18 protein-coding genes are annotated in these 23,205 nt (G+C 66.0%); 8 read left to right on the top strand and 10 right to left on the bottom strand.

Annotation, left to right across the window (positions count from 1 at the left end):
* Nucleotides 1-3 precede the first annotated feature (3 nt).
* Entirely contained in the window at nt 4-594 is a 591-nt protein-coding gene (locus FHS47_RS16535; protein ID WP_167030629.1) for a GNAT family protein, read from the top strand.
* Nucleotides 595-732: 138 nt separating this feature from the next.
* Here the strand turns inward: FHS47_RS16535 and FHS47_RS16530 are convergent, their stop codons facing one another.
* Genes FHS47_RS16530 through FHS47_RS16515 form a run of 4 tightly spaced genes read right to left on the bottom strand, consistent with a single transcriptional unit; the run spans nt 733 to nt 4,584 of the window.
* Nucleotides 733-1,752 (bottom strand): HlyD family secretion protein, encoded by a 1,020-nt coding sequence (locus FHS47_RS16530; RefSeq protein WP_167030626.1) that lies wholly within the window; start codon nt 1,750-1,752, stop codon nt 733-735.
* Nucleotides 1,753-1,763: 11 nt separating this feature from the next.
* Nucleotides 1,764-1,961 carry a DUF1656 domain-containing protein gene (locus FHS47_RS16525; RefSeq protein WP_167030623.1) on the bottom strand — a complete coding sequence of 66 codons (198 nt, stop codon included), beginning with the start codon at nt 1,959-1,961 and terminating at the stop codon, nt 1,764-1,766.
* Nucleotides 1,951-4,077, bottom strand: a complete 2,127-nt coding sequence (locus tag FHS47_RS16520) for an FUSC family protein (protein ID WP_167030620.1) — start codon at nt 4,075-4,077, stop codon at nt 1,951-1,953. Before FHS47_RS16520 ends, FHS47_RS16525 begins: the two co-directional genes overlap by 11 nt.
* Nucleotides 4,078-4,092: 15 nt before the next feature.
* Entirely contained in the window at nt 4,093-4,584 is a 492-nt protein-coding gene (locus FHS47_RS16515) for a MarR family transcriptional regulator (protein ID WP_167030617.1), read from the bottom strand.
* Between the two features lie 219 nt (nt 4,585-4,803).
* Between FHS47_RS16515 and FHS47_RS16510 the strand changes: the two genes are divergently transcribed.
* Entirely contained in the window at nt 4,804-6,033 is a 1,230-nt protein-coding gene (locus tag FHS47_RS16510; RefSeq protein WP_167030614.1) for an SGNH/GDSL hydrolase family protein, read from the top strand.
* Between the two features lie 62 nt (nt 6,034-6,095).
* Here the strand turns inward: FHS47_RS16510 and FHS47_RS16505 are convergent, their stop codons facing one another.
* The 4 genes from FHS47_RS16505 to FHS47_RS16490 all read right to left on the bottom strand — a co-directional run bounded on the left by FHS47_RS16505 (nt 6,096) and on the right by FHS47_RS16490 (nt 16,329).
* Nucleotides 6,096-8,336, bottom strand: a complete 2,241-nt coding sequence (locus tag FHS47_RS16505; RefSeq protein WP_167030611.1) for an NADP-dependent isocitrate dehydrogenase — start codon at nt 8,334-8,336, stop codon at nt 6,096-6,098.
* Nucleotides 8,337-8,509: 173 nt separating this feature from the next.
* A complete protein-coding gene (locus FHS47_RS16500; protein ID WP_167030608.1) occupies nt 8,510-11,635 on the bottom strand; it encodes an efflux RND transporter permease subunit in 3,126 nt (1,041 codons plus the stop codon).
* Between the two features lie 133 nt (nt 11,636-11,768).
* Nucleotides 11,769-15,011 carry an efflux RND transporter permease subunit gene (locus FHS47_RS16495; protein ID WP_167030605.1) on the bottom strand — a complete coding sequence of 1,081 codons (3,243 nt, stop codon included), beginning with the start codon at nt 15,009-15,011 and terminating at the stop codon, nt 11,769-11,771.
* A gap of 70 nt (nt 15,012-15,081) precedes the next feature.
* Nucleotides 15,082-16,329: an efflux RND transporter periplasmic adaptor subunit gene (locus FHS47_RS16490; protein WP_167030602.1), complete on the bottom strand. Its 1,248-nt coding sequence runs from the start codon at nt 16,327-16,329 to the stop codon at nt 15,082-15,084.
* Nucleotides 16,330-16,689: 360 nt separating this feature from the next.
* Here FHS47_RS16490 and FHS47_RS16485 point away from each other — a divergent pair, with 360 nt between their 5' ends.
* Entirely contained in the window at nt 16,690-17,187 is a 498-nt protein-coding gene (locus FHS47_RS16485) for a c-type cytochrome (protein ID WP_167032278.1), read from the top strand.
* Between the two features lie 487 nt (nt 17,188-17,674).
* Here FHS47_RS16485 and FHS47_RS16480 read toward each other — a convergent pair whose 3' ends face one another.
* Nucleotides 17,675-18,259 (bottom strand): ACP phosphodiesterase, encoded by a 585-nt coding sequence (locus FHS47_RS16480; protein ID WP_167030599.1) that lies wholly within the window; start codon nt 18,257-18,259, stop codon nt 17,675-17,677.
* Nucleotides 18,260-18,307: 48 nt separating this feature from the next.
* Here FHS47_RS16480 and FHS47_RS16475 point away from each other — a divergent pair, with 48 nt between their 5' ends.
* The 4 genes from FHS47_RS16475 (at nt 18,308) to FHS47_RS16460 (ending at nt 21,437) form a co-directional block, all read left to right on the top strand.
* On the top strand, nt 18,308-19,006 hold the full coding sequence (locus FHS47_RS16475) for an alpha/beta hydrolase (RefSeq protein WP_167030596.1): 699 nt from the start codon (nt 18,308-18,310) through the stop codon (nt 19,004-19,006).
* Nucleotides 19,003-20,115, top strand: coding sequence for a cell division protein ZapE (gene zapE, locus FHS47_RS16470; protein WP_167030593.1), 1,113 nt, complete (start codon nt 19,003-19,005; stop codon nt 20,113-20,115). Before FHS47_RS16475 ends, zapE begins: the two co-directional genes overlap by 4 nt.
* A 90-nt stretch (nt 20,116-20,205) precedes the next feature.
* Nucleotides 20,206-20,652 carry a hypothetical protein gene (locus FHS47_RS16465; RefSeq protein ID WP_167030590.1) on the top strand — a complete coding sequence of 149 codons (447 nt, stop codon included), beginning with the start codon at nt 20,206-20,208 and terminating at the stop codon, nt 20,650-20,652.
* A complete protein-coding gene (locus FHS47_RS16460; protein ID WP_167030587.1) occupies nt 20,649-21,437 on the top strand; it encodes an N-acetylmuramoyl-L-alanine amidase in 789 nt (262 codons plus the stop codon). The genes FHS47_RS16465 and FHS47_RS16460 overlap by 4 nt, the downstream gene beginning before the upstream one ends.
* Before the next feature lie 64 nt (nt 21,438-21,501).
* Here FHS47_RS16460 and ltaE read toward each other — a convergent pair whose 3' ends face one another.
* Nucleotides 21,502-22,512 (bottom strand): low-specificity L-threonine aldolase, encoded by a 1,011-nt coding sequence (ltaE, locus tag FHS47_RS16455; RefSeq protein ID WP_167030584.1) that lies wholly within the window; start codon nt 22,510-22,512, stop codon nt 21,502-21,504.
* A gap of 139 nt (nt 22,513-22,651) precedes the next feature.
* On the opposite strand from ltaE, the gene FHS47_RS16450 reads away from it, so the two are divergent.
* Complete coding sequence (locus FHS47_RS16450; RefSeq protein ID WP_167030581.1) at nt 22,652-23,149, top strand: gluconokinase; 498 nt, start codon at nt 22,652-22,654, stop codon at nt 23,147-23,149.
* Nucleotides 23,150-23,205 lie beyond the last annotated feature (56 nt).

Genomic DNA, 23,205 nt, shown 5'->3' with positions numbered 1-23,205 from the left:
ACCATGGACGCCGTTCGCCTGGAAAACGAGTACGTCACGCTGGAGCCGCTGGCCCTCGAACACGTCGAGGCGCTGGAGCGCGCGGCGGGCGACGGCAATCTGTGGGACCTCTGGTTCACCTCGGTGCCCGCACCCGGGCGCATGACCGACTACGTCGAAGCCGCCCTGCGCGGCCAGGAAGAGGGGCGCATGTCGCCCTGGGCCGTGCGCGAGAAGGCCACCGGCCAGATCGTCGGATCCACGCGGTTCTACGACATCGTGCCCGACCCAAGCCGCGTCGCCATCGGCTACACCTGGTACGCCCGTCGCTGGCAACGCAGCCACGTAAACACGGCCTGCAAGCACCTGCTGCTCTCCCACGCCTTCCTGAACGTGGGCGCCGTGGCGGTGGAGTTCCACACCGACGCGTACAACCAGGACTCGCAACGGGCGATCGAGAAGCTGGGCGCGAAGCGCGAAGGCGTCCTGCGCGCCCACAAGCGTCGCAACGACGGATCGCTGCGCGACACGGTGTGCTACAGCATCCTCGCCGCCGAATGGCCCGACGTGGACAAGTGGTTGCAGCTGCGCCTGCGTCGCCTCGCGCCGCTGTAGGAGCCGCCATGGCGGCGAGGAACACTCGCGACACCGTTCATCGCGCCCTGTGGGAGCCGCTTCAGCGGCGATGGGTGCTTGCGGCAAGAGTGCCCGCTGCCGCGGAATCGCCGGCGTAGCCGGCTCCCACAGAAGTCTTCAGCGGCTGGCCACGGCGTCCGGGTGCGAAGGCCGCACGATGAGGGTCGCCGTCATGCCTGCGGACAGCACCGTGCCCGGCGGCAAGTGCGCCGTGTCGATCTTCACCCGTACCGGCACACGCTGCGCCAGCCGCACCCAGTTGAAGGTGGGATTCACGTCGGCGAGAAGATCGCTGCCGGTGGGGTTGTCCGCATCGGTGATGCCATGCGCGATGCTTTCCACCGTGCCGTGCAACTGGATGCCGCCGCTCATGAGACGGATGTCCACCGGATCGCCCACGCGCAGACCGGGCAGCTTCGTCTCTTCGAAATAGCCATAGATCCAGTAGGAATCGCGGTCGATCAAGGCCAGGCGTGGTGTTCCAGCGTTCGCGTAATCGCCCACCCGAACGTCCAGGTTGGTGACATAACCGTCCACCGGCGCGAGCACGCGCGTGCGATCCAGGTTCAGTTGCGCGGAAGCCAGCTCCACTTGTGCCTGGGCCACCGCCGCCAGCGCCTGCTGCTGTGCGGCGCTGGCCTGCTTCGTGCTGGCCTGGGCCTGCTGCCAGCCCGCGCGCGCGGCGTTTGCGGCCGCCGCGGCATTGGCCTTGTCTTCGGCGGAAATCACATTGTTGATGAGCTTCTGCCGGCGTTCCGACTGGGCCTCGTACATCTCGTAGTTCGAGCGGCTTTGCTGAGCGCCGGCGGAGGCGGCGCTGATGTTCGCGCCGGCGGCACGGGCGGCGGCCTCGGCGGCGTTGAGGTTCGCCTTGGCCTGCGCCACGGCGTTCTCGTAGCGGGCCTGGTCGACCACGAACAATACGTCGCCCTTCTTCACCGTCTGATTGTCGAGAACCCGCACGTCGGTGACGATACCCGCGACGTCCGGCGCGATGCGCACGATCTCCGCACGTACGCGGCCGTCGCGCGTCCACGGCGAGTACATGTAGTGCTTCCACAAGGCATGCGCGACGAACGCGGCGGCCAGCACGACCACAGCGGTGACGGCGAAACGGACGAGATTGGCGAATTTCATCACGAGGTCACTCAGTACAGGAACAGCGCGAAGGCGCCGAAGACGCACACGAACACGGCAAGCCGGAACAATGCCGGATGCCAGACGAGGCGATACAAACCGAAACGGCCGGCCACGGCGTCGAGCAGCCACCACACCAGCAGCGCGAGCAGGAAGAAGACGAGCAGCCCGGGAACCAGGGCGTCGCCCAAGGCGATTTCACGAGGCATGGGCAACCTCCTTGGCGAGAGGGACATCCGGCATGTAGGCGGCGAGCACGGATTCACCGTCGAGCAGCGCCATGCGGACAAGGTGGAGATGGTCGAGCAGGTAGCTGGTGCCTTCATGCTCCCCGACGCTCGCGATGGCCGTGGCGACCGCATCGCGCGCAAGCAGGTAGCCTGCCGCGTCCGGATTTTCATAGAAGCGCGCCAGCGTGCGCAGTGCCGCGTCGAGGTAGGGCAACAGCGTAGAAGGCAAGTTCTGCCGCGACATGTCGTGACGAAGCTCGATGAGTGCCCTGCCTGTCTCATGCACCGCCAGGGCCCATGCGATGAGCGCGCGCGAGTCGGCGCTACCGGGTTGGGTCTGGGCTACCACCTGGCTCACCAGGTCGTGGTTGACGCTCTCGAAGCGATGGCGCAGCCCGGGAAGCGGAGCCTCCGCGGCCAACGCCACCTGCGCACGCAAGCGCGCAAGCTGGCGCCGGCGCAGCCACGCACTGCCGATGGCCGGAGGAATGACCATGAAGGAGATGGCCGCTGCCCCAAGACCGACCACCTGGGCGATGGCATCGTTGATGAAGTGGGCCGGGTCATACGTCTGCAGGTTCTTCAGCGCCAGGACGTACGCGAACCCCATGGCCCATCCCAGGCCATACGATGCCAGTGACGGCGTCATCATCATGACCAGTCCCACCGCGAGGAAAGGCGTAACGCCTGCGACCATCAACGGATAGCCGTCCAGTTGGGTGAGCACGAAGAACTCGCATACGAAGGCCGCCGTCATACCCGACAGATAGCCCAGCATGACGATCCAGGTGACGCGGCTCGGGTTCGGTGTGCTGGCGAAAAGGCCGGCGAAGACCGTTGCCAGAAGCATCGCGCTGGCGCCCATGGGCCACGCGCTGGCGATCCAGAAGGCGCCGAGCACAAGCATGGTGAGGGTGGTGCGGGCCGTCGCAATGCCGGCGCCCAGGAAGTCGTTTCCACGATCGAAACGCACGCGTTCCGCCGAACCTGCGATGACCCTCGGCGCTTGCAGGGTTGCAGCGGCGTCCACGTAATCGTGCAGTTCGTCGACAAAGCGAAGCAACAGTGTCGCCCCGGTGTCGAAGTCACGCAGGTCCTGCGCATCGTCGAGCGACGCGCGCAAGGCGGGCGCCGCTGCCCGCATGCTGTCGCGCGCCGCCGCCAGGCGCGGCAACAGTACTCGCGCGGCCGCACCGGCCTCGATGGGGGCGTCGAGGGCACTGCCGATCGGCGCGTAAAGGCGGATCAACGTCTTTGCCGCCGTGTCGCGACGGGCCCGCTGCAGGCGATTGATGAGGTGATGCACGGAGTGAAACGTGGTGGACGTTGCCATGAAACGCTGATTGAACAGTCGCAGATGATTGCTGCGCGCACGCGCTTCGGCGTCCTCGAAGATCACTGAACTGCGCAGGTCTTCCAGCATCACCGCATTGCGGACGAAGCGCAGGTGTGCCCTTTCCATGGATTCACGAGGAATGGCCCCGCCCGTGCTGTCGCGGATGAATTCCACGAAGTGCGCGAACTGGTCGCGCGCGGTGCGGCGCAGCACGTCGCGCATGCGACTGGGAAACACTACATCGTTCACCGCGGCGCTCACCAGCAGCCCAAGCAGCACTTCGCTGATACGGGCCGTTGCCGAATCGAATACCCCCAGCGGATTCTCGATAACGGGAATGGCAACGATGGCCGCGGTGTAACCGCCAAGCACGAAGGCGTAGGACTTGAAGTTACGGTAAAGGGTGGCACCGCCCGCGCACACACCGATCCATAGCGAAAGCACGAGGAGGAAAAGGTCGCGTTGCTGCGGGAAGAAGGCCACGATGCCAACCGCGACCACCGCACCGGCAAGCGTGCCGATGGCGCGATAGAAACTCTTCGCCAGTACCATGCCGGACTGGCGGTTGGCGACGATGATGGTGGTCAGCATGGCGGTGGACGGCGAAGGCAGTTCCAGGCGCATGGCGATCCACCCTGTCAGGAAGAACGCGATGAGCGTCTTCACGACGAACAGCCACACTGCGGCCTCTTCGCGGAAGGTCTCTACCACCATGTCGCGCGTAGGCAGCGAACGGGGCGTGATGTTGGCGGCGGCCATGGTGCGTGCCCTCCCCTACTCCCCGAAACCAGCCAGCATCTTCTTGAGCAGAACCTCGAGCTGATCCTGTTCGCCGGCGGTGAGGTTACGCGTCTGCTTGTGAAGCAGCGTGACGATGCCGGGAAGGAAGCCGTCGATGAGCGCAAGGCCTTCCGGAGTCAGCGTAAGCGTGACCTTGCGCCGGTCGGTGTCGCTGCCCGAGCGCGCCACATAGCCTTTCTCGCAGAGCTGCGTCGTGAGGCGCGTGATGTTGGCCGATTTCTCCCCCGCAGCGTCGGCCAGCGCAGACGGATGCATGCTGTTGTCGGGGGACCCGTACAGCATCATCAGGATGTTGTACTCGGGGTGGTTGAGCCCGTAAGGCCGCAGGAGCGCGTTCGCCTCGTCGTGGATTTCCTTGAACAGGTGCTTGATCAGGCGCACCAGCACCGCCGGTCCCCGCGGGAAATCGGGGTATTTGGCCCGGGTGACGTCCAGGCGGGCTTCAGTGGGGGCGAAGGCGCTCATTACGAGGCTCCTGAGAGGTTACCTCATAAGTATATAGTTCATTTATGTATATTCAATAGCTGTAGTTTTCGGCTATCAGCGGGGGCCGGGCTGGCTACCGCCTTTCTTGCCTACAGGCACAAACGGAGCCGGCCGACATTCGCCTGTGGGCGGGTCCCCGGAACATGAGACGGCCGGCACCTTCGCCGGTGGTCGTTCCCGATGACAAGGAGTCCCCCCGTGAAAATCCTGACCAGCCTCATCGGCATGGCGGCGATTGCCGCCTGCCTGCCCATCCATGCCCAATCCACCCCTCCATTCGAGGTGGGCCTCGCTAAAGTCGCCAAGCCGGCCTATCTGCGTTGCGTGTACCCGGCACCTACGGCTTCGTCCCCCACGGCGACCGGCTATATCCAGGCGAAAGACTTTCTACTGCACGGCAACTGGGCGGGCATCAGCCTGAATCCCGGTGCGAATCTTTTCTATACGGACCACCGCCCGGACGAACTTCGACGGGTGTGCGAGCAAACGCTGCGGGACTTCGGCATCGGGGAGCGCCCCGTGCAGTGGACCGCGGCGAGCAGCGACCGCAGTTATCACCACCAGATCTGGTACGACGGCACGCTGTCCCACAACGGCGCCGTCGAGCGCATCGTGGCGTTTGGCGACAGCCTCAGCGACACGGGCAACTTCCACAACCTGTCGCAATGGGCGATCCCCGCCGAGCGCTCATGGTTTCTCGGCCGCTTCAGCAATGGCCCCGTGTGGACGGAATACCTTGCCGACATGACAGGAATTCCGCTCAACACATGGGCCATCGGCACGGCCGAAACGCAGGACACGACGTTCGTCGACGGGCTGGAATCACAGATCGATTCCTTCGAGCGGTACATGAGCAGGACAACCGGCTATGACACATCTCGCACCCTGTTCACCGTGCTCGCGGGCGCCAACGATTTCATGAGCGACAAGCGCCAGGATTTCGCCTCGGTGGGAACGGCAACGCGACAACTGGAAGCATCGCTCGTTCGCCTGGGCCAGCTGGGCGCACGGAAGATCGCGCTGCTCAACCTGCCGGACATCGCCCGTGTGCCACGCTATCGCGGCAACGCATCGAAAGCCGCCCTCGTCGGCGAGAAAGCGCGTCGCTACAACCAGGCGTTGCCGGCCATCGTAGCGACGATTCGCGAACGAACCGGCATGGACATTCGCCTGATCGACATCGCCACAATGTTCGATGAGCTGCTTGCCGACCCCGCCGCGGAGGGCTTTAACAACGTCGTCGATGCGTGCCTGGACATCGAGGACACGAAGCTCCATTACGCCACCGGACGCCCGATGCGCAGGGCCTGCACGCCGCACAGCTATGTATTCTGGGATCTCGTGCATCCGACAACCGCGGTGCATCGCCTGATCGCGCAGAGGGTCAATGCCGAGGTGGCCCGCGACTGGGGCCTCGACCACCGTTGAAAACGGGCGTTTGCGTCACCGAAGCGCTCCTGCCACGGGGCAGGAGCGCCTTCCACCGGCGCTTACCTGCTCGCCGAACGCAAGCCGTCGATCACGGCGTTCAGCGTCGCGCTCGGACGCATCGCGGCGCTGACGCGCTGCATGTCGGGGTGGTAGTAGCCGCCGATCTGCTGCGGCTTGCCCTGCGCGCCGATCAGCTCGGCGTCGATCTTCGCCGTGTTCTCTTCCAGCGTTTTCGCGACGCCGGCGAACTTCGCCTTCAGGTCCGCATCGTCGTCCTGCGCGGCGAGGGCCTGGGCCCAGTACAGCGCGAGGTAGAAGTGGCTGCCGCGGTTGTCGATCTCGCCGACCTTGCGCGCCGGCGACTTGTTGCTGTCGAGGAAGCGGCCGTTCGCCTGGTCGAGGGTTTTCGCCAGCACGCGGGCATGGCGGTTGTCGTAACGCTCGGCGAGATGTTCGAGGGAGGCGGCCAGCGCGAGGAATTCGCCCAGCGAATCCCAGCGCAGGTAACCCTCTTCCACAAACTGCTGCACGTGCTTCGGTGCAGAACCGCCCGCGCCCGTCTCGAACAGGCCACCGCCGGCCATCAGCGGCACGATGGAGAGCATCTTCGCCGAGGTACCCAGTTCCATGATCGGGAACAGGTCGGTGAGGTAGTCGCGCAGCACGTTGCCGGTGACGGAGATGGTGTCTTCGCCCTTGCGGATGCGCTCGAGCGAGAGCTTCGTGGCGTCCACCGGCGAGAGCACGCGGATGTCGAGCCCGGCAGTGTCGTAATCCTTCAGGTAACGCTCGACCTTCGCGATCACCTGGGCATCGTGCGCACGGTGGCGGTCCAGCCAGAACACGGCGGGCGTGGACGAGAGCCGGGCGCGCTGCACAGCGAGCTTCACCCAGTCCTGGATGGGCGCGTCCTTGGTCTGGCACATGCGCCAGATGTCGCCCTGCTCCACCGCATGCTCGAACACCACCGAGCCGTCCTCTGCCACCACGCGCACGGTGCCGTCGGCAGGAATCTGGAAGGTCTTGTCGTGGGAGCCGTATTCCTCGGCCTTCTGTGCCATGAGGCCCACATTGGGCACGCTGCCCATGGTGGCCGGATCGAACGCACCGTGCGCGATACAGTCCTCGATCACCGCCTGGTACACGCCGGCATAGGAACGGTCGGGAATCACGGCCTTGGCATCCTGGAGCTTGCCTTCGGCGTTCCACATGCCGCCCGAGTCGCGGATCATCGCGGGCATGGAGGCGTCGACGATCACGTCGCTGGGTACGTGCAGGTTGGTGATGCCCTTGTCGGAATTCACCATGGCCAGCGCCGGGCGCCGCGCGTATTCGGCCTTCAGGTCGGCCTCGATGGACGCGCGCGTAGGCGCGTCCAGCTTGTCGAGGCGCGCGTAGAGGTCGCCGATGCCGTTGTTGGCATCGAAGCCCACCTGCTTCAGCGCGTCGGCGTGCTTCGTCAGCACATCCTTGTAGAACTCGCGCACCACGATGCCGAACATGATCGGGTCGGAGACCTTCATCATGGTGGCCTTGAGGTGCAGGGAGAACAGCACTCCCTTGGCCTTGGCGTCGGCGATCTGGGCGTCGATGAACGCGGCCAGCGCCTTCCGGCTCATGACGGCGGCGTCGACGATCTCGCCGGCCTTTACCGCAACCTTTTCCTTCAGGACCTTCGTCGTGCCGTCCTTGCCGACGAATTCGATGCGCAGGCTGCCGGCCTTGTCGAGCGTGGCGGACTTCTCGCTACCGTAGAAGTCGCCGCCATCCATGTGGGAAACATGGGATTTCGAATCGGGCGACCACTTGCCCATGCGATGCGGGTGCTTGCGGGCATAGTTCTTGACCGAGAGCGGCGCCCGGCGGTCGGAGTTACCCTCGCGCAGCACGGGATTCACGGCGCTGCCCATGGCCTTGCCGTAGCGGACGTTGGTTTCCTTTTCCTCGTCGGTGGACGGGGCATCCACGTAATCGGGCAGCGCATAACCCTGCGACTGCAATTCGCGGATGGCGGCCTTCATCTGCGGCACAGAGGCGCTGATGTTCGGCAGCTTGATGATGTTGGCCTCCGGCCGGGTGGCCAGTTCACCCAGCTCCGCGAGGTGGTCGCCGATCTTCTGCGCATCGGTGAGGCGGTCCGGGAACTGCGCCAGGATGCGGCCGGCCAGCGAGATGTCGCGTGTTTCCACGGTCACGCCGGCGGTTCCGGCGAAAGCCTCGACGATCGGCAGGAAGGAAGCGGTGGCGAGGAACGGCGCTTCGTCGGTAAGCGTGTAGATGATCTTGGGCGAACTGGACATGATTCGGCGAGCCTTGTGCTTGAGTGGGCCAGGTCATGGACTGGAAACCTGTCCATTGTGGCCCGACTGGCGCCGGAGGGGGAAGCGACGATGGGTGCTCACGACAAGCTGGCCCGCTGCCGCGGGATCGCCGGCATAGCCGGCTCCCACAATAGGGCCGGCTCCCACAGGGTTCAGGATGCCTTGGCCAACGCGGCCCGGCGGCGTTCCAGCCGCCGCGCCTTGCGCGCCTTCCAGCGCTCCGACAGGCACGCGAAGATCACGTACAGCGCCGGGGTGGACAGCAGGGTGAGGCTCTGCGAGATCACCAGGCCGCCGATCATGGCGATGCCGAGCGGGCGGCGCAGTTCCGAGCCCTCGCCCAGGCCGATCGCCAGCGGCGTGGCGGCCAGGATGGCCACCATGGTGGTCATCATGATGGGTCGGAAGCGAACCAGGCAGGCCTCTCGAATGGCTTCCTTGTAGCTCAAGGCGTGGTCGCGCTGGGCCACCAGCGCGAAGTCGATCATCATGATCGCGTTCTTCTTCACGATACCGATGAGCAGCACCAGCGCGATCATCGCCACCACCGACAATTCGGTGTCGGTGATGACCAGCGCCGCGAGGGCGCCGACACCTGCGGCGGGCAGCGTGGAAATGATCGTCACCGGATGGATGAGGCTCTCGTAGAGCATGCCCATCAGGAGATACACGACGACGATCGCGGCGAGGATCAGCAGGGGCATGTTGCTCTGCGCCTGCTGGAAGCGACCGAAGCTGGTGCTGGTGTCGAGGCGAATGCTGCCCGGCATGCGCATGCCTTCCACGGTCTTCTGGATGATTTCCATGGCCTCGCCCATGCTCACGTTGGGCGCGAGGTTGAAGCTGACGCTCATGCTTGTGTACTGATCCTCATGCACGATCTGCGTCGGGGCGAGGCCCGGTTCCTGGCGCGTCACGGCCGAGATGGGAATCATGGCCCCGGAGCTCGAACGCACATAGATCTGGTTGAGCGCCTCGGGCGTGGCCGCCATCTGCGGCAGCGCGTTGATGATGACGCGGTACTGGTTGATGTCGGAGTAGATCGTGGAGACGGCACGCTGCCCGAAGGCGTTGTACAGGGCGCCGTCGATATCGCCGACGCCGATGCCCAGACGGGCGGCGGTGTCGCGGTCGATCACCATGTTCTGGCGCAGGCCAGCCGCATCGATGTCGCTGCCGACATCCTTCAGCATCGGATTCTTCTTGAGCGCGTCCACCAGCTTCGGCACCCACTCCTGCAACTCGGACACGTCGTCGCCCTTCAGCGACACCGAATACTGCCCACCCTGCGAGCTGCCGCCACCGCCGCCTGTCGGCAGGTCCTGGATGGGGCGCAGGCGCAGGTTGAGGTCCGGGAACCTGTCGGCTTTGGCGGAAAGCCGGTCGAGCACGGCGAACGTGGTTTCCTTGCGCCCTTCGGCCATGGTCTTCAATTCGATGTTGAAGAACCCGCTCGATCCGGTGCGGCTGGTGCCGAGTCGCGAGCCGACTGCCTTCACCGCGGGGTCGGCCAGCAGCATATCGGTGATGCGCGCCTGCCGTTCCTTCATCTCGCCGAACGACACGGTGGAACTGGACGTGGCACGCGCGCCGATCAGGCCGGTGTCCTGCGGCGGGAAGAAGCCGCCCTTCACCATGCCGAAGAGAACGATGGTGACGCCCACGAGAACCAGCGGCGTGAGCGCCATCAACAGCGCGTGACGCAACGTCCAGTCGAGCGCCCGCCGGTACATGCCCAGCATGCGCTCGTGCCCGCGCTCCAGCGCACGGCCCAGTCGTGACTGCGGTTTCTCGTCCTTGTGCGCGGTGAGGAAATGCGCGCACAGCGATGGCGTAAGCGTCAGCGATACCAGCGCCGACACGACGATGGCCGACACCAGGGTGACGGTGAACTCCTTGAAGAACATGCCGATGACGCCGGGCGCCAGCAGCAGCGGAATGAACACCGCGATGAGGGAGCCGGTAATGGAGACGATGGTGAAACCGATCTCGCGCGCGCCGAGCAGAGCCGCCTCGAAACGGGGGATGCCCTCGTCCATATGGCGGATCACGTTCTCGATCACCACGATGGCGTCGTCCACCACGAAACCGATGGCGATGACCAGCGCCAGCAGCGTGAGGTTGTTCAACGTATAGCCGAAGGCATACATCGCGATGAACGCGCCCGCGAGCGATAGCGGCACCGCCAGGCCGGCGATCAGCGTCGGTGCCAGGCGGCGCAGGAACAGCGCCATCGTCATGATGACCATGGCCAGGCTGATCAGCAGGGTGGCCTGCACCTCGTGCAGCGAGGCACGGATGGTGGGCGTGCCGTCGAAGAAGGAATGCAGCTGCACACCGCCCGGCAGCCATGTCTGCATCTGCGGCATCAGGCTCTTCACCCGGTCCACCGTCTCGATGACGTTGGCGTCCGCCTTCTTGTAGACGTACATCAGGATGCCGGGCCGGCCGTTGAACCAGGCGGCCTGGTAGGCGTCCTGCTGGCCGTCGTACACCTTGGCGATGTCGGACAGCCGGATGGGCACACCGTCCTTCACGCCGATGATGAGCTTCGCGAACTCATCGGCCTTGTGCAGCGAATCCGTGGCGGTCACTGCCATCGTGGTGTGTCCGTCGCTCAGGAATCCCTGTGGCGAGGTGACGTTGGCGGCAGTGAGGGCATTGCGCAACTGGTCCGGCGAAAGCCCCATGGCGTTCAGCGCACGCAGGTTCACGTCCACGCGGATCGCTGGCGTGGCGCTGCCGGCGATATCCACCGTGGCGATGCCTTCCTGCTGTCGCAGGCGCTGGGCCAGCACCGAATCGGCGATGTTGTAGAGGTCGGTGGGCGCCACCGTGTCCGAGGTGAGCGCCAGCACGATGATCGGATCGTCGTTCGGGTTCGCCTTGGTGTACGACGGCTGGTTCAACAGGCCGCTGGGAAGGTCCGGCTGGGCGGCGTTGATCGCCGCCTGCACATCGCGCGCCGCGGAATCGATGTTCACGCCGTTCTGGAAGAACAGGAGCACGAAGGTGCTTCCCTCGGAACTGTTCGAGCGCATCGACTCCACGCCGGGCACTTGGCCGAGGTGGCGCTCCAGCGGAGCGGCCACGGTGGACGCCATCGTGCTCGCATCCGCCCCGGACTGCTGGGCCTGAACAAAGATCGCGGGGAACTGGATATTGGGCAGCGCGGCCACGCCGAGCAGCGCATAGCAGATGATGCCGACCGCGAAGATGCCGATCGCCAGCAGGGACGTGCCGATGGGGCGGCGGATGAACGGGCCGGAGATATTCATTGCGGGGACGGGCTTGTGTGGGGCATGGAAAGGCGGGGCATCCGGTCCCTAACGCGCCAGCCGAAAAAAGGTTTCGCCGGACGGCGAACCGTCCGGCGAATGGGTGGTTGCTTTGCCCCCCGCGTGGGCGCCATCAGCCCGCGGCTTGGGGGTGGGCGTCGTGCGCCAGGGCGCGTCGTCGCTTGCGCTCGGCCAGCCAGTCGGAGAACCGCTCCATGTACAGGTAGATCACCGGCGTGGTGTAGAGGGTCACCAGCTGCGAAAGCAGCAGACCGCCCACGATCGAGACACCCAGCGGCTTGCGCAGCTCCGAGCCGATGCCGTTGCCCAGGGCCAGAGGCAGGGCGCCGAGCAGGGCCGCCGCCGTGGTCATCATGATCGGCCGGAAGCGCAGCAGACAGGCGCGGCGGATGGCATCCGCGGCATTCATGCCCGTGCGCTTCGCCTCGATGGCGAAGTCGATCATCATGATCGCGTTCTTCTTCACGATACCGATCAGCAACACGATGCCCACGATGCCGTCCACGGAGAGGCTCATGCCGCAGAGGAGCAGCGCCAGCAACGCACCCACGCCAGCGGGGGGAAGCGTGGAGATGATCGTCAGCGGATGGATGTAGCTCTCGTAGAGCACGCCCAGCACGATATAGATGACGATGATCGACGCGAGGAGCAGCAGCACCTCGTCGCCCACCGACGAGGAGAACTCGGCAGCCTTGCCGATGAACTGGCCGCGCACCTGCGGCGGGAAGTTCAGCTCCTTCTCCACTTCGTGGATGGCGTCCACCGCGCTCGACAGCGAGTACCCGGGTGCGAGGTTGAACGAAATCGTCACCGAGGGCAGCTGCTGCAGGTGGCTGACCACCAGCGGCGCGCTCGTGACCTGGGCGCTAGCCAGCGCAGCCAGCGGAATCGTGCCGCCGGCACCGACCTGGAAGCCCACGTTGCCTGTATTGCCGATGCCCGCCGGGGTCGCCGAGTTGCTCGAGGCGAGCTGGCCGAAGCTGGTGGCGTTGGAACCCGTGAGCGCGCCGTTGCCGTTGCCGCGCACGGTGAGCTTGTTCAGCAGATCGGTGCTGTTGCGATACTCCGGCGACACCTCCAGCACCACGCGGTACTGGTTCAGCTGGGTGAAGATGGTGGAGATCTGGCGCTGGCCGTACGCGTCGTAGAGCGTGTCGTCGATCGTCTGCACCGGCACGCCGAGGCGGCTGGCACTGTCGCGGTCGATGGTGAGCTTCAACGCGTTGCCCTTGTCGGCGAGGTTGTTGTCCACGTCGGCCAGTTCGGGCCGCTTGCGGAGTGCCGAGGTCATCTGCTGCGCGTAACCGGAGAGCTCGCTCGAGTTCACGTCCGACATCGAGTACTGGTATTCGGTGGCCGATACCTGGCTATCCAGCGTCACGTCCTGCACGGGTTTCAGATACAGCGCCACACCGGCCACGTTCGCCACCGCGCGCTGCAGGCGCGGCAGCACCTCGTCGAGACCGTCGCGATCGCCGCGGTCCTTGAGCACCAGCGAGATCTGGCCCTGGTTCAAGGTGGGATTGATGGAGCCGGCACCGATGAAGGCTGCGACGCCGGATACCGCCGGGTCCTTGGCCAGTGCGTCGGCCACCGCCTTCGTACGCTGCTCCATCTGCGGGAACGCCACGTTCTGGTCGGCCTGCACCACGGCGGTGATGAGACCGGTGTCCTGCTCGGGCAGCAGACCCTTGGGGATCACGATGTAAAGCACGACCGTCAGTGCCACGGTGAGGCCCGCGACGATCATGGTGAGCGGGCGGTGGTCGAGCACCCAGTCCAGGCTGCGGCCGTAGCCTTCCACGATGCGCGACCACGTGGTGTGCTTGCCCGCGGCGGCGGCATGTTCGTGCGCGTCCTCGGCGTCGGGAAGCTGGTCGGCCTTCAGCAGGTACGCGCACATCATCGGCGTGAGCGTCAGCGACACGAGCATGGAGATCGCGACGGCGATCGTCAGCACCCAGGCGAATTCATGGAACAGTCGCCCGGTGACGCCCGGCATCAGCAGCAGCGGCAGGAACACGGCGATCAGCGACACGGTCAGCGACAGCACCGTGAAACCGATTTCCTTCGCGCCAACCTCGGCGGCCGTCTTTGCGTCCTGGCCCTGCTCGATATAGCGGACGATGTTCTCGATCATCACGATGGCGTCGTCGACCACGAAGCCGGTGGCCACCGCGAGCGCCATGAGCGAAAGGTTGTCCAGCGACATGCCCGCGAAGGCCATGACGCCAAAGGTGCCCATCAGCGACAGCGGCACCGCCACCGACGGGATCACCGTGGCCCACAAGCGGCGCAGGAAGACGAAGATCACCGCCACCACGAGGCAGATGGTGAGGATGAGCGTGAACTGCACGTCCTCCACCGAGGCGCGAATGGTGATGGTGCGATCGGAGAACACCTTCAGGTGCACGTCGGCAGGCAGCACCTTCTGCAGATCCGGAATGGTCTCGCGGATTTGCTGCACCGTCTGCACGATGTTCGCGCCCGGCTGGCGGCGGATGTCGAGCAGCACGGCAGGCTTGCCGTTGGCCCATGCGGCCAGCTGGTCGTTCTCCACGCCGTCGATCACGTTCGCCACGTCGGACAGGCGCACCGGTGCGCCGTTCTTGTAGCTGATGATGGTGCCCTTGTACTCGGCGGCATCGACGAGCTGGTCGTTCGTGCCGATGCTGTACGACTGCGTCTTGCCGTTCAGCGTGCCCTTGGGAGCGTTGACGTTGGCCTGGGTGAGCGCGCTGCGCACGTCTTCCATGGTGAGGCCGAGGTTCGCCAGCTGCGCCGGGTTTATCTGGATGCGCACGGCCGGGCGCACGTTGCCGGCGATGGAGACGAGGCCCACGCCCTGCACCTGGGAGAGCTTCTGCGCCAGGATGGAGTCGGCGAAGTTGTTCACGTCGCGCAGCGGGCGCGTGTCCGAGGTGAGCATCAACGTCATGATCGGCGCGTCGGCCGGGTTCACGCGGTTGTACACCGGCGGATAAGGGAGGTTGTTGGGCAGCGTGCCGCGCGCCTGGTTGATCGCGGCCTGCACGTCCTGCGCCGCGATGTCGATGTCGCGGTCCATGTTGAACTGCAGGATGATCGTCGACAGGCCGGCCGACGAGTCGGAGCTCATCATGTTGAGGCCGGAAATCTGGCCGAAATTCCGCTCCAGCGGCGTCGTGACCAGTGCGGCCATCGTCGTGGCGCTCGCACCGGGGTACTGCGTGGTGACCACCAGGCTCGGCGCGTCGATCTCCGGCAGCGCCGATACCGGCAGCTGGCGGTAGCCGAGGATGCCGAGCAGCAGCACCGCCACCATGAGGAGTGACGTGGCGATGGGCCGGCGGATGAAGAGTGTCGAGAAACCCACGGTGTGTTCCTGGTATCGGGACCGAAGCGGTCCATGGTCGGCGCGCCCGTCATGGGCGCGCCGCGCGCTGTCAGCCGCCGCGACGTCCGCCCTGGCGGCCCTTCTTCGCCGACGCCTTCTGCAGTTCCTCAGCGGTCGGCGCGGCCGGCACCTGGCCCGGCGCCAGCGGCTGTACCTTCGAACCCGGCTTGAGGCGGAACTGGCCTTCGGTGACCACCTTCTCGCCGAGCTTCACGCCCTTGCTGAGCAGCACGTGGCTGTCGCCGACTTCGCTGGCGGTTTCCACCGGCTGCATCTTGACCGTGTTGTCGCCCTGCACGAGGTACACGTAGTCGCCGTCGGGGCCGCGCTGCACCGCCTGCGCGGGCACCACAAGGCCGCCCTTCACCGTGCGCACGCGCACGCGTGCGTTCACGAACTGGCCCGGCCAGAGTTCGGTCTTCTGGTTGTCGAAGAGCGCACGCAGGCGGAAGGTGCCGGTCGTCGTGTCGATGGTGTTGTCGATGACGTCGAGGCGGCCGGTGGCCACCACGTGCGCATCGACGCGATCGAGTGCGTCCACTTCCAGGGCCGTGGACGGGTCGTCGCGCATGGAGCTGCGGACCAGGTCGAGGTTCTTCTCGGGCAGGTTGAACGACACGTAGATCGGGTGGACCTCGGTGAGGGTGACGATCGAATCGGTGGTGGAGACGATATTGCCCACGTCCACGGCGCGAATGCCGGCGAGGCCGTCGATCGGTGCGACGACCTTGGTGAAGCCCAGTTGCACCTGCGAGGCGCGAATCGAGGCCTGGTCGGCCACGACGGTGGCGTTGGCCTGGTCGAGCGTGTTCTTCAGGTTGTCGAGGTCCTGCTTGGACACGTACTGCTGGCCACCCTTGCTCACCAGGTTCTGCGAACGCTCGAGGTTGTTCTTCGCGGTGGCGGCGGCGGCCTGGTCCTGGCGCAGTTTCGCCGTGGCCTGGTCGTACTGCGACTGAATGGTGCGCGGATCGATTTCCGCGAGCACCGTGCCAGCCTTCACTTCCTGGCCTTCCTGGAAGTTCAGCTTCATGAGCTGGCCGCCCACCTGCGGGCGCACGACCACCGAATTGCGGGCCTGCGCGGTACCGGTGGCGACGAGGTACACCGGCACGTCCTGCGAGACGACGGGGACCACGGTGACCGGCACCGGCGGCTGGTCGCCCTGCCCCTCGCCGTTGGCCTTGCCCTGTGCATTGGCATCGGTGCCGTGGTGACCCAGGCGGGGAACGATGAAAATGCCTGCTATCACCAGAACCACGATGACCGCCAGCGCGATCTTCCAAAAACGCGACATGCAACACTCCCAGGATGAATAGCCGGACGACTCACGGTTCCGCCCGATACGCCGTGTGCCACGGGGGTTTATACCCCCAAAACGTGAATGATAGACGGCGCCAATATAGGTGTAGGGGAACGGCATTGAACAATGCCGGTTGACAGGGGTGTGCCATGACTGACGGCATGTATCGACCCCGCCCCCGCGGGCATCCGGAAGGGGACCGCTGACTCCCGCGGAGGTTCCGTTATACTCCCTGGGTTCGACGCCGCCATTGCGGCCGGCAGGCACGCCGGATCCCGGGGAGGGGGACGGCACACCCAAAATCAGTGGAGTCAATGCGTGAGCGGTTCTCCGAGCAAGTCCGACCAGAACTTCATGCGTCAGTTCTCATGGCTGACCGCCGGCCTCAGTGTCCTGGCCCTCGTCCTGATGGTCATCGCGTATGCCATCTACAGCAACATTCCCAAGGAGCAGGACCCTGCGGTGGCCAAGCGCACCGAGGCCCGCATCGCTCCCGTGGGCGGCGTCTATGCCGGTGACACGGGCCGCGCCGCCATGCTGGCCGCCCAGGAAGCCGCCGCCAAGGCAGCCGCGTCGCAGGTGGCCTACGGCGGCAGCACCGACGGCAAGACCATCTACGACAACCTCTGCCACAGCTGCCACACGGCCGGCGTGGCAGGCGCGCCGAAGCTCGGCGACAAGGGCGCCTGGGGCGGCCGCATCGCCCAGGGCATTGCCACCCTCACCAAGCACGCCATCGAGGGCTACACCGGCCCCGACGGCAACCACATGCCGGCGAAGGGCGGCAACCCGGCGCTGACCGACGAGCAGGTGGGCAACACGGTGAAGTGGATGGTCGACCAGACCAAGTAATTGTTCCCTCGCTTCTCCCAAAAAGCCGCGATCATGTCGCGGCTTTTTGTTCTTCGCGGAATGCAGCGTGGCTTCGGTGTACGGAATTCCTGTGGGGTTCGCTTCGTAGGGTGGGCTCGCCTTCGGCCTCGCATCGGCGCCTGTGTCGTGGCTTGGGAGCCAGTAGCCGACGGTGCGGGTTCTTGGTGGGAGGGCCGAAGCAAGAGCCGATGAGGTGCTTTCGTCTCTTGCCGACCGGGGCGCTGGGTGCCTGCTTTCGCAGGCACGACGGTAGGTGGGGCGCTGCGGGACTGTCGCATCGCGCTCCTGTGGCGGCCGCTTCGCTTTGTGTGGGAGCCGCTTCAGCGGCGATGGGGTGCTCGCGGCAAGCTGGCCCGCTGCCGCGGGATCGCCGGCAGAGCCGGCTCCCACAGAGAGCAACGCGCTCCTACAACGCGGGAGAGATTCCCACCCACCGTCGTGCCTGCGAAGGCAGGCACCCAGCGCCTCACATGCCCGCGATGCGGGCTTCCGCGAAGCGGCGGAGGTCGGGGAAGAAGTTCGCGAAAGTTCTTTCGAGTTCGGCCGCCTGCGCCTGCAGGACAGGCACCCCGTCGGCCACGGGATTGGCCCGCGAGAGTCGCTGCGATAGCCCCGCGAAGGCGCCGGCCACGCGCTCGACGTTGGCATAGCCGGCCGGCAGGTCGTGTCGATCCATATAAGAGAGGAAGCGCTTCAGGCCGTCCGGGAGGATGGCCTCCGCGGCGTGCAGTTCCGCGCGCAGGCTTCGCGAGAACGCATCGAGCGGCATGTCGCTCCAGGCCGCGAAATCGCGGGCCAGCAGGTGGTCGAACCACACGTCCAGCAGGATGCCGGCATAGCGACGGAACGGGGGCTGCATGCGCTCGCGCGCCGCGCGCACCTCGGGATGGGCGTCGGTGAACGTGTCGATGGCCCGGTGCAGATGGATTCCCTCGCGAACGCGCGGCGGCAAGGCCGGATCGGGCGTACCGTGGACGAAATCGCCCAGCACGCCGCCGAGCCTGAGTTCGGCATCGCCCCCGGCCAGGTAGGCATGGGCCAGCACGTTCACGGCGCGTCTCCGCCGCGGGGCATGCGGTCAGCGGGTATCATGGCGGGCATGAGCGATCTACTACCTGCAGCGCCGGAACGGTTTCCGGCCGAGAACGCCAGCTTCGCGCTCGCCGGCCCGGCGGGCAAGCTGGAATGCGAAGCGAAGCCCGCCTCGCACGACATCGCCCGCGATGCCGTCGCCGTGATCTGCCATCCGCTTTCCACCGAAGGCGGCAGCATGCACAACAAGGTGGTGACGATGATCGAGCGCTCGCTGCGCGAGTCCGGGCTCGATACCGTCATCTTCAATTTCCGCAGCGTCGGCCGTTCGGAAGGCAGCTTCGATCACGGCAAGGGCGAGAGCGATGACCTCGCGGCCGTTGTCGCGTGGGTTCGCAAGTCACGGCCTGGCGCGGCCCTCTGGCTCGCCGGGTTCTCCTTCGGCAGCTACGTGACCCTGCTCAACGCGGTACGCCTCGGCGCCGACGCCCTCATCAGCATCGCGCCGCCCGCGGCCGGACGCAGCTGGGATTTCTCCCGGATCGACCTGCCGGCGTGCCCCTGGCTCGTGGTCATGGGCGACGCGGACGAGATCGTCGAACCGCAGGCCGTCTACGACTGGGTGGACAGCCTGCCGGAAGCCAATCGCCCGCAGTTCGTGAAGATGGAAGAAACCAGCCACTTTTTCCACCGCCGCCTGATGGACCTGCGCGGCGTCATCAAGAACGCGGTGAAAGACTGGCTGCCAGGGCCACGCGACGCATGACCTGCACGGAAGCGACCCCCGGCGAACGCTACCGGGACGGCATCGCCGGGCATCGCTGGGAATCCGATCCCGCCCAGCTTCCGGTGATCGCGGAATTCGATCGCCTGCACGCGGCCTTGTGCTCGCCGCAGCCGGGTAACGGCGGCCTGTTCGGCCGTCTGCGTACCATGCTGGGGAACGAACCGCGCAAGGTTGTGCCCGGGCTGTACCTTTGGGGCAGCGTGGGACGGGGCAAGACGTTCCTCATGGATCTCTTCGTGTCCAGCCTCTCGCCCGGCCTCGCCCTGCGCCGCCACTTCCATCGCTTCATGCTGGAGGTGCACGCCACGCTGCGGGAACTGGGCGACCGGCAGAATCCCCTCGACGAGGTCGCCGAGCGGCTTGCCGCGAAATGCCGCGTGCTGTGCCTCGACGAGTTCCTCGTATCCGACATCGGCGACGCAATGATCCTTGCCGGTCTTCTGGACGGCCTCTTCGCACGGGGCGTCAGCCTCGTCACGACATCCAACACGGCGCCACCCGGCCTGTACAAGGACGGCCTCCAGCGAGCCCGTTTCCTGCCTGCCATCGCCGCCATCGAAAGGCACTGCGTGGTGCACGAGATGGTCTCGCCCAGGGATTGGCGACTGCGCGCGCTGAGCCAGGCGCCCGTGTACCTCGTGCCGCCGGGTGCCGAATCGGAGCGTTCACTTGCCCGAATCTTCGCCGACCAGGCCCAGGGCACGATCGTGGAAGGCGGCACGATCCACTTGCAAGGGCGCGACGTGCCCGTGCGCAAGCGAGCGGACAACATCGTGTGGTTCGATTTCGCGGCGTTGTGCGAGGGCCCGCGCGCCGTCGCCGATTACATCGAACTGGCGAAGGCTTACCCGATGGCGATCCTTTCCAACGTGCCGCAGTTCACCATCTACACGGAGAACGAGGCCAGGCGTTTCGTCCTCCTGGTGGACGAGTTCTACGACAGGAGCGTGAAGCTGGTGGTGTCCGCCGCCGCGCCGATTACCGAGCTGTACGACGGCACGAAGTTGCGCGCGGAATTCGGCCGCACCGAATCCCGGCTCATCGAAATGCAGAGCGAGGCCTACCTCGGCCGTGACCATAAACCCTGAACCGAGGTGGACGGAACCGGCTGGTCCGTCGCATCCTTCTACCTTCATGCTTCATGAGCGGGTCTTCCGCGCCATCTGACGAGGTACGCCATGGAACAATGCGAGCTGGTCCCCGGTCGGGGCATTCGTTGCGGCAAGACAGACATCTTCTTCGGCATGCCGCGAGCACGGCTGCGACAGGAACTCAACCACAAGGCGCCGAACGCCGGCGAATCCATGTGGGACGACGAAGACGAATACACCGACGGCGACGGCGCCGAATGGCTTCGCCTGCGCTTCCTCGACGACAAGCTCTGCGACATCGAGGTGCTGGGTGGCAAGCTCGCACACGAGGGCATCGAGCTCCTCGACACCGACATGCCCGCGCTCAGGAACGCCCTGAAGGCAAGCGGCATGGCGCTGGAGAAAACCGAATGGCTCACCGAGGGCCATGACTGCATCGACCTCCAGATCGTGGTGGCCTCTCGCGAAGACACTGGCGACGCCGGCGACGAGATCGCATGGGTCATCACCAGCAGCGATTTCCGCGTCGAATGACACTGCCGCTCGCGCATCGGCGCCTCCTCGGGTCTGCTTTCGCCCTGGCGGCGATCGCCGTCCTCGCGGGCTGCGCCGGCTCTCCGCGCGTTCGGCCGGAGCGCAGCGCCCTCGCCCAATGGGTGCCTTCGCCCAACTACAACGCCCGCAAGGCGCAGATCATCGTGCTGCACCACACGTCGATCGGCAACGCGAAGGAATCGTTGCGCGTGCTCCGCACGAGCAACAGCGAGGGCCAGGTCAGCGCGCATTACCTCGTCGAGGCCGACGGCCACATCGACCAGCTGGTGGACGACGGCGACCGCGCGTGGCATGCCGGCGCATCCCGCTGGGCCGGCATGACCGACCTCAATTCCTCGTCGATAGGCATCGAGATCGACAACGACGGCGAATCGCCCTTTACCCAGCCGCAGATCCAGTCGCTGGTGAAACTCCTGGCCGACCTCACCTCGCGCCTGGGTATCCCGCGCGAGGCCGTGGTCGGACACGGCGACATCGCGCCGGGGCGCAAGACCGATCCCAGCGCGCTGTTTCCCTGGGCCACGCTCGCCAGCTACGGCTTCGGCCTTTGGCCCGATCCGGTGCTGATCCCCGCGCCGCCGGCCTTCGACAGCCTGGCCGCCATGCGCCTGGTCGGCTACGACGTCTCCGAGCCGCGTGCGGCCATCGCCGCTTTCCATCGGCATTACCGCGCGATGGAAAGCGATGCCCCGCTCGACGCGACGGATGCGGCCATCCTCTATTCGCTGCAGCGGAAGTTGATGGCGCCGCGTCCTGAACGGTAGAGATCGCGGACAAGGCTTCGTCGCCTTGTTGGCTCTTCGCCGCTGAAGCGGCTCCCGCACGTCTTCAATAGGCGAACGACGCGAATGCGTCGATGGTGCGCTCGATCGCGGCGTCGTCTATGTCCAGGTGCGTCACCAGACGGATCGACGGCAGGTAACCGATGCTGAGCCGCACGCCATGTGCTGCCATGTGCGCGGCGAGGTCCTTCAGTCGCGCCGCCGGCACATCCACGAAAACCATGTTCGTATGGCAGCCCTTGACGATAAGTCCGTCGACGCGGCGCAGACCTTCCGCGAGGCGGGCGGCCCGCGCATGATCGTCGGCCAGTCGCGCCACGTGGTGGTCGAGCGCGTGCATCGCTGCCGCGGCCAGCATCCCCGCCTGGCGCCAGCCCCCGCCGGCCACCTTGCGCCAGCGCCGGGCGCGATCGATCAACGCGGCACTGCCCAGCAACACCGAACCGACCGGCGCGCCGAGCCCTTTCGACAGGCAGACCGACACGCTGTCGAAAGACGCCGCCACATCGCGAGCCGGGCGGCCATAGGCGATCGCGGCGTTGTACAACCGCGCCCCGTCGAGATGAAAACCCAACCCGCGCCGCGTGGCCAGCGCGCGCGCTTCCGCAAGGTACGCAAACGGCAAGGGGCGGCCATGCCAGGTATTTTCCAGTGCGAGCAACCGCGTGCGCGCGAAATGCGGATCGTCGGGCTTGATGGACGCTTCGACCTTGTCGAGGGGAAGCGTTCCGTCGGCTTCCTGCGCGATCGGCTGGGGCTGGATCGAACCGAGCACCGCCGCGCCACCACCTTCGAAGCGATACGTGTGCGCATCCGCACCGACGATGTATTCGTCGCCGCGCTCGCAGTGGCTCATGAGGGCCAGCAAGTTGCTCTGCGTGCCGGTGGGGACGAACAATGCGGCGGCGAAGCCCAGGTCGGCCGCCAGGCGTTCCTGCAAGGCGTTGACGGTAGGATCTTCGCCGTAGACGTCGTCGCCCACCGGAGCGCGCAGCATCGCCTCGCGCATGGCGTCGGTGGGTTGGGTGACGGTGTCGCTTCGCAGGTCGATGAGCATGGTCGCGTGAACAGTAAAGAGTGAACAGTGAACCGTAAAGAGCGAACCGTAAGTCCACCGCTAGCGTTCCACAAGTGCGCTACCGCTCACCGCTCACGGTTCACTGTTCACGCTTCACGCCGGATGGCATCATCCGGCCATGATCACCATCGTCATGGGCGTGTCCGGCAGCGGCAAGAGCACGATCGGCGAAGGCCTGGCCACGCGGCTCGGGCAAGCCTTCGTCGACGGAGACAGCCTGCATCCGCAGGCGAATCGCGAAAAGATGGCGCGCGGCATCCCGCTCGACGACACCGACCGGCAGCCCTGGCTCGCGGCCATCGTTGCCGAGATGGACAGGCATCGGGCCGCCGGGGAGTCGCTGGTGATCGCATGCTCCGCTTTGAAGCGAAGCTATCGCGATATCTTGCGAGCCGGCCACGACGACGTGCGCTTCGTCTACCTGCGCGGCGCACGGGAACTGCTGGCCGAACGTCTTGCCCGGCGCGCGGGTCATTTCTTCGATCCCACCCTGCTCGACAGCCAGCTCGCGACGTTGGAGGAACCCTCGGAAGAGGAGGCCCTGCGCGTCGAGGTCGGCCTGCCGCCCGCCGATGTGATCGAGTCCATCATCCGCGCCAGTTGCTCGAACGCGTAAGGTCACTGGCTCCGCCGGCGGTCGCGTGTTCTCATAGGCAGTCCCCGTACCCCAGG

The organism is Luteibacter sp. SG786 (assembly GCF_011759605.1).
In the GTDB taxonomy this organism is placed as follows: Bacteria; Pseudomonadota; Gammaproteobacteria; order Xanthomonadales; family Rhodanobacteraceae; genus Luteibacter.
The sequence above is the reverse complement of the archived record's forward strand: the minus strand, read 5'-3'. Positions and strand labels throughout refer to the sequence as shown.